We start from the raw sequence: 11,351 nt of genomic DNA on the forward strand, positions 1-11,351 counted from the left end.
CGGCCGGGAGCGCGCGCCGAGGCCCGCCGGACGGCGACCCGCGCTCAGGAGACCCTGTTGCGGAGCGGGACGTTGCGGATGAGCGGCCAGGTCATCGCCAGGCCGAGCACGAGACAGCCGAGGCCGGCCAGCAGGGCTGTCGGGACGCTCGGAGCGAGGCCGAAGTCCAGTGCCGAGCTGAAGAACGGCAGCCTCAGGTTCCCGCCGATGGCCGACTCGCCCAGCACGACCAGCGCGACGCCGAGCGGCAGGGAGACAATCCCGCCGGCCTGCCAGCGGTAGAACGCCGCCGCCATGAAGACCCCGGCGGACATCCAGGCCAGCCCCTGGACGAGGTACTCGGTGAAGATCAGCGGCACCTGTGTCGGCGAGGAGAACAGGTGGGTGTTCATCAGCGTCTGCGGCCGGTCGAGCAGGTTGTACAGCAGGGACTCCAGCAGATAGCCCAGGGTCATCAGGGCGGAGAACCCCGGCGCGTACAGCGCGACGGTCACTGCGGCCTGCGCGCCGAACTCCCGTCGGGTCTGCCCGTGCGCGATGTAGAGCGGGAGGAACTCCTTGATGAGGGAGACCCCGACGAACAGGGCGAGCCAGCGGGGGATCTGCGCGGCGACCTCCCACCCGCTGATCCTCAGCGTTCCGAACAACGCCACGCCGGTCGTGAGCAGGGCGACGAACACGTAGAACCCCGCCCACATGAGGGCGGTGTAGATCAGGGGGGCGCCCAGAAGGCGGCTCGGGAATCTCATCGGACCTCTCCGGCGGGCTCGGCGGGGACGGGGGCGGGGAGTACGGGGTCGGAGTCGGGGTCGGTGAGGTGGACGAACAGGTCCTGCATGGCGATCGGGCCGAGTTCGAGCCCGGCCTCACGGGCCCCCGCGCGCGAGGCGGCGTCGAGATCGCCGTAGACCATGGCGGCCTTGGTCGGGCCCAGGGTGCTGGTGTTCAGCACCGTGAGACCGGAGGTGAAGGCGTCGACCCGGGCGACCGGCCCGGTGACCGAGGTGCCGCGCGCGAGCAGCGTCTCGCTCTGCTCGTGCAGGAGCAGCCTGCCCTGCTTGATGATCAGGACCTCCTCGAACAGCGAGCCGACCTCCTCGATCAGGTGGGTGGAGAGGATGATCGTGCGCGGGTGCTCCATGTAGTCGGCGAGCAGGGCGTCGTAGAAGGCGTAGCGGGAGGGGGCGTCCATCCCGATGTAGGACTCGTCGAACATGGTCAGCGGCGCCCGTGCGGCCAGCCCCACCACCACTCCCAGCGCCGACCGCTGCCCCTTGGACATGGCCTTGACGTTCGCGCTCCGCTTCAGCTTGAACCTGTCCATCAGCGTGCCGGCGTACTCGGCGTCCCAGTTCGGGCGGAGCCACTCGGCGAAGTCGAGCGCGTCCGCGGCGGTGCCGATGTCGACCGTCTCGCCCGCGTCGCGGATCAGGCAGACGTCACGGGTGACGGCCGCGTTCTCGAACACCGGGCGGCCACCGATCCGCACCGTTCCGCCCGACTCCTTGCGGAAGGCGGCCAGCACCGACAGCAGGCTGGTCTTGCCCGATCCGTTGCGTCCCAGGAGTCCGTAGATCTTGCCGCCGTCGAGGGAGAACGTGACGTCGTCGACCGCCCTGACGGTTCCGTAGTTCACTCGCAGGCCGTCGGCCACGATGTTCATGCCTGCTCCTCGAGCTCGTTGATCTTCTTGACGATGTCGGTCAGGGGGATGCCGATCACCCTCGCCTCGGCGACCATCGGTGCGACCACCTCGGCGAAGAAGCTCTCCCGCCGCTGGGTCCTGAGCGCCTCCGGGGCGTCCGGACTGACGAACATGCCGATGCCTCGTTTCTTGTAGAGAACGCCCTCGTCGACCAGTTGCTGGAACGCCTTGGCCGCCGTGGCCGGATTGATCCGGTAGAAGACGGCGTACCGGTTGGTCGACATGACCTGGTCGTCGCCGTTCAGCGTGCCGTTCAGCACCTCTGTCTTGATGCGATCGGCGATCTGCCGATAGATCGGGCTCTGATCATCGAACATGAACACCCGCTTAGCTGGTTCATTACTCTTGTAATGAACCATAGGAGCGAAGAGGCTCATCGTCAACACCGCCTCCGTGACGGAGCCGAGGGGACGGCAGACCCCCGCGGGACACGACAGGAGGGCACACCCGCACCGCAAGGGCGGGGGGCGGGGGTGGAGGAGATCGCCGCGGATCGGGAGCCCCGGGCCGCACGCGCCCCCCAGTGATCTGTGGGAACTTTGCGAGCCCCTCCCCCGCGCGACCGTGTCGGCGGACGAGCCTGCGACAGGGACCGGTGACGCCGGGTCACCGACCGCTCCCCTCCGTCACCGGCCGGTCATCCCCCTCCCCCGAGGCTTTGGGGTCCGATGGCCGACTCCGACCGGCCCTCGTGCCTACCGTGGAGACAGGTCCCGCGCCGTACTCGCGCCATCCTCGATGCCGGTACGGCGCTCCGTCGGCTCGGGCCACCAGCCCGGGGCGCCACCGATTCGACATGGGGTGGTCCGCCATGACCAGACTCAGCAACGTCCTCGCCGCCGGGATGATGACGGCCTCCGCCCTCGTCGCGCCCGTCACCCTGCCGGCCTCACCCGCCGTCGCGGACACCGTGGCCGTGACCGACTCCTCCGCACCGGTCTCCGCCCAGAAGCCGTGCAGCAAGAAGAAGAACCCCGCCAAGTGCCGCGCCAAGCGCGGCCAGGACGGTGGCGGCGGCGGTGGCCGTCGTGGCACGGGACCCGGGAGCGGCACGGGAACCGGCATCGGCGCCGGTGGCATCAGCGACGGCATCACGCCCGGCCGCGGTCCGGCCGGGGGGATCAACAACTGACGGAGGCCGGGGCCCGGCCGGTCCGGCCGGGCCCGCCACGTCCCCGGCCCACCCTGCGAGTCACCGCGTCTTCGGGCCCGAACAATGTTCGCGCGGAGGCGAGTACCCAAAAGACGACACAATATCTCTTTTTATGCCAAAATAGCCAATAAGCCATAAAGGCGAAACTGCCCGATGAGAGATTGCCGCATACGTCACCAAATAGCGCCTATCGGGAATTTAAGGCCTTACCGAATAGCGCTCGGAAGAGCCCGTGCGCAACTTTTCTCGTTATGCACCTTTTTCCGGAAATACGCAATGCATCCGGCTACCGTGTGAGGCTCGTGTCCTTCTTCCGGCACGGAACCGCTCGTTCTCCCGGAGAGCCCATGCATCCCCCCGATGTCCCGAACGACCCGGCCGACCAGCCCTCTCGTTCCCGCCCCCCCATGAACAACTCCACCCGCTACCTGTGCGCGGGCGCCTATCTCGACGACCGATTTCGTCACCGCGTGCTGCGCGAGATCCTCGACGACCCCTACCGGGCGGTCGCGCCCTCGCACGGCGGGTTCGACCTGCTCCCGGTGGTGTTGCACTGCCTTCGGGCCGAGCGCCTGCTGCAGATCCGCAACGCGGCCATCTCCATCCTGCTGGCGGGCATCTGCCTGCTGTCCCCGCTCGTCGGCGGCATCATGCTGATCCTGTCGCTGCTGGCGGCCCCGTTCACCCACTCCCGGATCCGCCGGATGCCGCTGGTACAGCGTGTGATGTCCGCGTTCTGCCTTTGTTTCCTCACCTTCGTGCCACTGACCCTGGTGTTCTCCATCATGGCGATCGACCAATCCATCTCCACCCTTTTCGGGCGCGGCCCGACCGGAGATGACACGGGCACGCAGATCATCGGCGAACCCCGGTTGTCCCTGCTGCTGCTCCTGTGCGCCTTCGCCGCCGCCCTGGGGTACCGAGTGTCGTGGTACCTCACACTGCGTGTCACGCTCAGGCCCGGTGCCACCGCCGGCAATATCGAGGACGCGCCCCGGTTCGCCGACCGGCTGGCCTACGCCGACCGGGCACAGCGGGGCAACATCACGCTCTACGGGAACGAATATCCCTTCATAGGCGCGGGCGACGTACATCAATCATGGTCGATCGTGGTCGAACTGGACCGGCTCAAGAGCGAGAAGGCCGATCCGCGCCGGGGAACACGCCCCCGCGCCGACCTGGACCCGGTCGACCTGCACGCGTTCGTGAGGACACGGTTGCTGGAGATGCGCGACGCCGTCGAGTTCCCCGGCGAGCGCGTCGAACGGCTGCACATCAGCGACCAGCTCGCCGCCCGCGGCGTCTTCACCCGCACCGAGTGGCCGAACGCCAGCGGTCCTCGCAGCTGGAAGGACCAGGGCCACCCGCTCATCGACCCCGGCACCGGGCTGCCGCGGTTCAGCGCGGACGAGGAGACGGTGAACACGGTCATCAGGAACCCCCAGGGCGGGATCCGGCACTACCAGCGGGTCACGGTGACCGCTGAGGCCCCGGAGATCCGCAACGGCGATTTCCAGCTCGCGCCCGCCGAGGACCAGGAGGTGGTCGTCTCGGCCTTCATCCACCTGGCCGTGGAGGGACGAATGCTCTACACCCAGTGCGTGGTGACCGTGCTCCCGCCGGTGAGGGACGACTTCCAGATCGACCGCCTCTTCTTCCTCAGCGACTCCGCGCTGGTCGCGGCGGTGTTCAAGCACGCCGGGCTGAAGCTGGTGGCCGACGTGATGTTCGCCCCCGGCCGGCTGGCCCGGTCGATCTACCAGGCCACGCGTCGCGACCGCGTCGCGACCAATCCCGCGACCTTCCTGCTCTATCCGTTCGGCACCCGCCTCAGCGTGCGGGAACTCGGTGCCTCCCACCGCACCGACCGGTTCATGCAGCTGCTCGACACCGTCAAGTACTCCAGGATCATCGAGCAACGCCTGACCGAGGCGGTCGTCGACTACCTGGATTCGCTCGGCGTCGACACCGGTGGCTACCGGCGGCAGGCCGCATCCGTGATCAACCAGAGCATCAAACTCGACAACGGCAGCAGCATCAACGGGCCGGTCGCCATGGGCGACAGCGCCAAGGCCACCCAGAATCGAAAAGGAGAGAGCCAGTGAACGTCCCCGGCCAGAGCATCAACATCAGCGGCGGCACCGTCAACGGGCCGATGGCGGTGGGTACGGGATCGCGGGCCGTGCAGAACATCGGCACACCGGTCGCCACCATGGACCGCGACCACGCCGACGAACTGCTCGCGTCGATCCGGGAGCTTGCCCGGCGGCACGACGACGTGCTCGGTGACCCCGCCCCGATCCTGCGCGACACCGCCGCGATCGAGGCCCAGATCCACTCCGAGAGGCCGGACCGGACCGTACTGTCCGAGACGCTGGAACGGCTGACCGTCCGCGTGGCGGCGGTGACCGGGCTGGTCGAGGCCGTCACCGCACTGGGCGGGCTGATCCTCGGCGGCTGACGACCAGGATGCCCGCCTCGGTGCGGCCTTTCCGTCGTACGCGGCGACGATTCGATTCCAGCCGTTCAGGACCGTCCTGGCGCCGCCGGCCCGGGTGGAGTACCTCTCGCCGTGCCTGAAGTCCGGGTCCCACTTGCCCGTTCGCGCAACCGCGACGGGCCCGGATCAGGAGAGACAGGTCCCGGCCGTGGAAATCGCCGTCGCGCGGCCCGGCAGTTCCGGGTCCTGGCACGGCGGAGAGTTCCGGCGGCGGAATCATCGTTTCGCCGGGCACCCGTGCGGGTGCCCGGCGAAACGGTGGCCGGACGGAGCACCGCGCGCCCCGGTATGGCGCGGAGCCACGATCCGGCCCGTCCGTCACGAAGCCGTCGTCCGGTCCGTCACCGAAGCAGGGGAGAACCGGCCTCGTGGGCGTCGACCAGCCGCTTGGGCGCCGTCAGGCACCAGGCCTCGGTGACGAGCTCCAGCAGCTCGTCCGCGTCGATCTTCTCAAGGTGCACCACGACCCAGCCGAACTGGCCCGCGGTGAACTGGGCCTCGAACACCTCGGGCCGCTCCGCGACCAGCGCGACCTGCTCCTGGATCGTCGCCTTGAGCCCGACCGTCTCGGTCTTCTCCCACAGGTAGCCGAAGCCCTTGTCGTGCACCTTCAGGGAGACCCACTCACCCCCGTCGCTCTGCACGACCTCGGGGAGCGTGTCCAGCATCTCCAGGAACTCACCGACACTCACAGCCATGGCCAACTTCTACCAGGACGCCCCGACATTTTCCGCCGTCCACCCGTCCACCCGTCCACCCGTCCACCCGTCCACCCGTCCACCCGTCTCCCCGCTCGATCGCCCGCCGATCGCCGTCCGGAACGGCGACGACGGCGTGGACGCGTTCCTCCTATGACGTGCGCGTACCTGCACCGGGAGACCCGGAGGAATCGGCTCGACCATGAATGGAGAGATCGTGGCCTGACGCGCCGGGCTTCTCACCCATGGCCGCCGATCGTGACCTCCCCGCCCTGACGCCCGGCGGTTGCCCACTCCGCCAGGGTGGGCCGTGTGGTGCGGGTCAAGGACCGGCATCCGTCCGGAGCGGCGGCGGGATCGCGTGGAGGGTCCTTTTCTCACCCAGCCATTCGCGGTCGATGAACCGTCCGCTCACACGCCCGGCGAGGAGGAGGTAGGTCTCCAGGCAGACCCGTCCGTGGTAGTCGGGTTCGACGTCCCAGGATCCGGAGCGCACAGCCTCCGGGCATTCCGGTCGGCCGACTTCCCGAAGGTAGGGATCGAGCATGGAACCGGGTTCGGCGATGACCTCCCCGTACCACCGTTGGGTCACCCAGCCGGTCGTGAAGCCGTCGCCGTAGAAGAGATCGTAGACGTTGGCGTCCACGGTGCGGATCTGGAGGAAACGCAGGCCCGCCTCCGTCAGGCCGGTGGTCACCGGGGGCGGGCCGCTGATGCTCAGGACATGAGTCCAGCCATCGGAGTGGGGGCCGGCCCAGACGCGTTCGGTGAAGGCCATCGGCCGGTAGTGAATCATGGCGGTTGCGAGGTCGCAGTCCTGGCGGGAGGCGAGATCCGCGCCGAGCAGGGTGGCCACGGCATCGGTGTCGCCCGATTCCACCCAGGTACCGGTGAACCCGCGTCCCATTCCCGCTTCGAGCAGGAGTTCCCACTCCTCATTCATGGCTCCACGCCCCTTCCGGAATGCGGCAGAGCAACCCTGGTGTGGTGAACCAGGTGTCGTCGATGAACCTGCCGGTCGTGTATGCCAAGGCGGCGAGGTAGAAGTTCATCTCCTGGGCCTTGTCGGAGGAACCCACGAGATCCGCCCCCTCCTGCCTGAGACGCTCCCAATGATCCACGGGGAGCTCCTCCCACTCGACCTCGCCGACCGTGGTGTCACAGGACAGGCTGAAGACCCGGCCACCCGGCTCCGGGAGCGCGTAGAGAGCGGGCCACCACATGGACCATCCAGATAACGTGAACACCCTGACCCAGCCAGGGTCCTGCTCGGCCACCCACACGATGTCCTCTGCCGCGTAGGGGATATGCCATCGCCCCGCGTGGTTCAGGTCACAGGCGAGCGTCTCCTCCTCCACTCTCAGCGCGGTGACCACCGTCCTCAGGTCAGGGGCCTCAACCCATGAGCATGCGAACTTGTCTGCCAGGCCTCGTTCCTCGAAGTACGACCACTGGTCGAATTTATTACAACTTGCCACAATGCTCCAATTGCGAGATATCGGACGTCAAAGGTGACCGTCGAACGAAACGAATGATCACCGATCGCATCGCATTTCTGGAAAATGATCTTACATCAGAAGCCTTCGCCTGATATCAGCCGTTGCTCGTCGTATCACGCCTCGAGCTCGCCGCCGCGAGACCTGCTTCGGGATCCCGATGACGACAAGACCGGGGCGACGATATGCGGTCAGCGGTCCGGACACTGAAGGCGCCGGAGCTGAAGGTGCAATTCTCGTTCGCGCTTCAGGCGCCGCTGCCGATGGCGTAGTTCCGCCTCCTCGGCGGCCTCCTCGTCCCAGCGGGTCTGGATCCTGCGGACCTCGTGCAGGACGACGCGGGAGACCCCCATCAGGCCGATCGCGACGGCCATGGGCACGGTCATGTGGCCGGAGAACAGCAGCACGAACCCGATGACGAAACACATCCAGAACACGGTCTTGGCGGCGATTTCTATCACTTCGATGTGTTTTTCGAACAGCGACATCCGTTACTCCGATGCTCGCGGGTGAAGTGGCCGTTCAAATATGAGGGGAACGACCGGAATATAAGTTTCCTCCGCTCGTGTGGCCGGGAACGTGACGGTGGAGGCGTGATGCCGGGCGGGTACGGGGCTTGCCGATTCAGACGATCAATACCTACTCTGGTATGCGACTTTTTCCTTCATCGCGGGGTCCTGGAAAGGACGGGGGTTGCGTGGCCGAGCGGATGGTACCCAATCCCCGGCACGAGCGGCTGAGGCAATTGCTCGCCGAGGCCGTCGACAGGGCTCACGAGGTGCGGCAGGCATACCAGGGCGCCTTCTCGGCGATGCGGTCGGGACAGGTCTGGACGGGGCCGACGGCAACCACCTGGACCACCGACCTGGAGGACCGGCACCACCGGCTGGGATGGCTCGCCCAGAGCGTGGTGGACGCGGTCGAGGAGGAGTTGCGCCGCCAGCCTCCGCTGGTGACCGAGACCGAGGCGAACGCCGTGCGCCGGGAGATGGCCGGGCGCACGTGACCGTCACGACCGTGAAGGGGAACGCTCCATGGCACCCACCCCCGAGTTCTGCGGCATCGCCCCCGACGGGATGGGTGCGCTCGCCACCTCCCTGCGCGGCGCGGCCGACCGGCTGACCGCCTTCAGCCGGGAGTTCGAGGGAAGGCTCCGCCAGAACGGGATCGATACCCCCGCGCTCCGGGAGATCAGGGAGATCGCGCACTGGGGCGGGCTCCAGGTCTCCATGCTCCGCCGCCGGATCGAGCTGATCAACGCCCTGGGCGCGGGCGCCCCGGAGCTGGGCGGAACGGCCGGTACGACCTCGACGGCGGCGGGCGGACAGGGGCTCGTCCGCCTCCCCGACGAGCTGAAGGACTTCGACAGAGCCCAGGAGCTGGTCAAGCTGTACAACGAGGCGCTCCTCGTGAGCCACCACGGCGACCCGCAGGCCAGGCGCGCCCACTCGTACGCCGAGGAGGTCGCCGAGCTCGCCGGCAACCCCCAGGCCGCCGCCGCCTTCTTCGTGCTCCTCTCCCCCAAGGTCCGCGACGGCCTGCCCAACCTGATCGCGAACACCGGCAGCAAGACCGCCAAGCAGGACCTGGCCGCCTTCGGCAAGGCCCTCGGCGCGGCCCTGCGCGCCCCCGCCCTCGTCCCGGCCTTCGCCAAGGTCAGGGACGATCTGGTGAGACCGGCCGACAACAAGCCCGCCGCGTGGAATCGGCTCGCGCTGCTCAAGGCCGCGAACGCTCCCTCCTCCGTCCGCAGCGCGGCGGCCCGCACACTGGTCCTGGACGACTTCGCGAAGAATCCCCGGCAGGACTGGCGGGCCGGCGGCCCCGCCGAGACGAAGAAGTACGGCCTGCCCACCGACCTGGTCGCCATGGGCCTGGAGGTGCTCGACGGGGACGGCGCCGCCGTGCGGGACGCGTTCTCCAAAATGGGCGGGGCCGGCGTCACGCTCAGCCAGGCCGACAAGATGAAGCTGTTCCTCGACCACGCCAAACGGGCAGGAACCGGGGACGAGGTGGCCGGCGCCTTCGGCCGGGCGCTGGAGGCGGGCACCGAGGCCACGACCGAGAAGGCCGGACAGCACAGCCAGGAGGCCGCAGCCTTCGCCTTCGACGCCATCCGCACCGCCGCCGCCTTCGGCACCGATTTGCCGATACCGGCGAAGGATTCTATGGGAGTGATCGCGCAGTCGTACGTCCACGAGGTGGTCTCGGGCGGGCGCTTCGACAGAGCCGCCGACCGTGTCTCTAGCATGAGCCCTCCTGAGCACTGGAAATCCCTTCCCGGCGTTACTCCCGCGTTCTATCTCAGCCCTGAAGACACCTCTCAATTCACGAAAACCTTTGTCGGCGAAGACAAGGCCTCCAACGCGTTCAACTCGGCGGTGGCACGGTTCCGCCATGACACCTTGCTGAGCACCGCTCGTCTGGACGCCCGGAGCGATGACAACCACTTCCGTGACATCTCGATGATGTTCGGTGACTTCAGCAGTATCGCGTTCAGAGCGACTGTAGACGTGCTCGGCGAGAAGGACGCTATCGCCGATCTGGCCCGTGACTTCACTAAGAACACCGCAGGCCTCATGCTCGGCGGAGTTGCCTTCGTGCAGCCAGCCGCCGATATGGGCTGGGAACTCGCGCAGGCATACATTTTCAGCTCTGCCTCGGACCTCTGGGCCGACAGTTTCAAGACGCAGGTCGAGGCGGTCACCGAGGAACGTATTGATCTTGTCAAACGCATGAAGTATGAGATGGCATCCCTTCTTCACGGTGGCGGCTACCCAGCTAGCGAACCGCCTGAGGAGCTCGTCAGTACGGCCACCGGCGTCCTCAAGACGTATGACGAGTTCGTGGCTGAAGCCAAGCGCGAGGCCGCCGGAGACAAGAAGTGGGAACAGGTACTTCAGAAGAAGCTGGACGTCTACGAAAACTGGATGGACAGCAACGAGAAGCTTGATTCGAAGATCGAAAACTCTTCACGGGTCCAGACAAGCGACCTGGCCGAAAATCTCCTGAAAGCCCGATCCCGGGAATAGCAACGCCAGGTTTCTCAACGTGGCAGGCAGGCGGTCTGCGCATGCAACCGCCAGGTCGGAGCCTCTGGCGCTACATACACGTTCACAATAATTCCTAGCTCCTTACTTCCATACATGAACCGCCCCTCCGGGGCATCCGCCTGACTGATGTCGTATTCCATCCTGTAACCCAGAATCTTGGAAAGGGTGTTTTCCATAATCCTCTGGGCTCCGTCCAAGTGAGAGTCCAGCTCTTCTTCCTTGCCACGTTGATAGTCAGCCGTTGCCCGCAACACTCGCTTGAAGCCGTCTTTGGCACAGGAAATATCTTTGTCTGGACGCTGCAGGATGCTTAGCTTATTTGAAGGACTCTTAAATACGTCGTCGCTTTCCAGCCGCTGCGTGTCTTTCTGCAGCTCCGCCACCGCGTCTTTCAAGGAGGGCTCGGAAGCACATCCCGATGATCCCACCATCAGTGCCAGACCGACGGCAAGCAACCGAGTGGAGCGCATTCAGAACCTCCGAGAGTGGCGGTGGACCGCGAGACGTGTTAATCCTTACCCACTCGGCACGTCGCCGCCACATCCTTTCCATATCTGTCTGTGACCGGTGATCGGCACCGGAGCCGATGCATCGATTCGGCTGACAAAGCCTTCCCGCGTCCGAGAGGTCGGCCCCCTCGGGCTGAGCGTGCCGTCGGCGAGTGGAGTCCGAACGTCCGACAGGGACGGTGTTTTCGTCGCCACGAGGATGACCTGTGGCTGATTTTCGACATTCGTGGTTGAGGA

At 66.7% G+C, this 11,351-nt stretch carries 14 protein-coding genes; 6 read left to right on the forward strand and 8 right to left on the reverse strand.

The window, feature by feature from the left end; genetic code table 11:
- Positions 1-44: 44 nt before the first annotated feature.
- The 3 genes from AB0G16_RS19090 to AB0G16_RS19100 are packed head-to-tail and all read right to left on the reverse strand — an operon-like array spanning position 45 to position 2,022.
- The gene (locus tag AB0G16_RS19090) at positions 45-749 is read right to left on the reverse strand and encodes a hypothetical protein (protein ID WP_362806276.1); all 705 of its coding nucleotides are present in this window, start codon (positions 747-749) and stop codon (positions 45-47) included.
- Positions 746-1,663, reverse strand: a complete 918-nt coding sequence (locus tag AB0G16_RS19095) for an ABC transporter ATP-binding protein (RefSeq protein WP_362806278.1) — start codon at positions 1,661-1,663, stop codon at positions 746-748. The genes AB0G16_RS19090 and AB0G16_RS19095 overlap by 4 nt, the downstream gene beginning before the upstream one ends.
- Positions 1,660-2,022, reverse strand: coding sequence for a GntR family transcriptional regulator (locus tag AB0G16_RS19100; protein WP_362806280.1), 363 nt, complete (start codon positions 2,020-2,022; stop codon positions 1,660-1,662). Before AB0G16_RS19100 ends, AB0G16_RS19095 begins: the two co-directional genes overlap by 4 nt.
- Before the next feature lie 494 nt (positions 2,023-2,516).
- On the opposite strand from AB0G16_RS19100, the gene AB0G16_RS19105 reads away from it, so the two are divergent.
- From AB0G16_RS19105 to AB0G16_RS19115, 3 genes are all read left to right on the forward strand, one after another.
- Positions 2,517-2,837, forward strand: a complete 321-nt coding sequence (locus AB0G16_RS19105) for a hypothetical protein (RefSeq protein WP_362806282.1) — start codon at positions 2,517-2,519, stop codon at positions 2,835-2,837.
- Between the two features lie 368 nt (positions 2,838-3,205).
- A complete protein-coding gene (locus AB0G16_RS19110; protein ID WP_362806284.1) occupies positions 3,206-4,963 on the forward strand; it encodes a hypothetical protein in 1,758 nt (585 codons plus the stop codon).
- Positions 4,960-5,319, forward strand: coding sequence for a hypothetical protein (locus AB0G16_RS19115; protein WP_362806286.1), 360 nt, complete (start codon positions 4,960-4,962; stop codon positions 5,317-5,319). The genes AB0G16_RS19110 and AB0G16_RS19115 overlap by 4 nt, the downstream gene beginning before the upstream one ends.
- Positions 5,320-5,699: 380 nt before the next feature.
- Here the strand turns inward: AB0G16_RS19115 and AB0G16_RS19120 are convergent, their stop codons facing one another.
- Complete coding sequence (locus AB0G16_RS19120; RefSeq protein WP_362806288.1) at positions 5,700-6,056, reverse strand: MmcQ/YjbR family DNA-binding protein; 357 nt, start codon at positions 6,054-6,056, stop codon at positions 5,700-5,702.
- Here AB0G16_RS19120 and AB0G16_RS19125 point away from each other — a divergent pair.
- Positions 6,055-6,213: a hypothetical protein gene (locus AB0G16_RS19125; protein WP_362806290.1), complete on the forward strand. Its 159-nt coding sequence runs from the start codon at positions 6,055-6,057 to the stop codon at positions 6,211-6,213. The genes AB0G16_RS19120 and AB0G16_RS19125 overlap by 2 nt on opposite strands.
- Before the next feature lie 165 nt (positions 6,214-6,378).
- Here the strand turns inward: AB0G16_RS19125 and AB0G16_RS19130 are convergent, their stop codons facing one another.
- The 3 genes from AB0G16_RS19130 to AB0G16_RS19140 form a co-directional block, all read right to left on the reverse strand.
- Positions 6,379-6,999 (reverse strand): hypothetical protein, encoded by a 621-nt coding sequence (locus AB0G16_RS19130; RefSeq protein ID WP_362806292.1) that lies wholly within the window; start codon positions 6,997-6,999, stop codon positions 6,379-6,381.
- Entirely contained in the window at positions 6,992-7,432 is a 441-nt protein-coding gene (locus AB0G16_RS19135) for a hypothetical protein (protein WP_362806294.1), read from the reverse strand. The genes AB0G16_RS19130 and AB0G16_RS19135 overlap by 8 nt, the downstream gene beginning before the upstream one ends.
- A gap of 311 nt (positions 7,433-7,743) precedes the next feature.
- Complete coding sequence (locus AB0G16_RS19140) at positions 7,744-8,040, reverse strand: hypothetical protein (protein ID WP_362806296.1); 297 nt, start codon at positions 8,038-8,040, stop codon at positions 7,744-7,746.
- A gap of 209 nt (positions 8,041-8,249) precedes the next feature.
- On the opposite strand from AB0G16_RS19140, the gene AB0G16_RS19145 reads away from it, so the two are divergent.
- Together AB0G16_RS19145 and AB0G16_RS19150 are read left to right on the forward strand one after the other, a co-directional pair.
- On the forward strand, positions 8,250-8,558 hold the full coding sequence (locus AB0G16_RS19145) for a hypothetical protein (protein WP_362806298.1): 309 nt from the start codon (positions 8,250-8,252) through the stop codon (positions 8,556-8,558).
- A gap of 28 nt (positions 8,559-8,586) precedes the next feature.
- Positions 8,587-10,584 (forward strand): hypothetical protein, encoded by a 1,998-nt coding sequence (locus AB0G16_RS19150; protein WP_362806300.1) that lies wholly within the window; start codon positions 8,587-8,589, stop codon positions 10,582-10,584.
- Between the two features lie 14 nt (positions 10,585-10,598).
- On the opposite strand, the gene AB0G16_RS19155 is transcribed toward AB0G16_RS19150, so the two are convergent.
- The gene (locus AB0G16_RS19155) at positions 10,599-11,075 is read right to left on the reverse strand and encodes a hypothetical protein (RefSeq protein ID WP_362806302.1); all 477 of its coding nucleotides are present in this window, start codon (positions 11,073-11,075) and stop codon (positions 10,599-10,601) included.
- Positions 11,076-11,351 lie beyond the last annotated feature (276 nt).

Source organism: Streptosporangium sp. NPDC023615, from assembly GCF_040640155.1.
GTDB lineage: Bacteria > Actinomycetota > Actinomycetes > Streptosporangiales > Streptosporangiaceae > Streptosporangium.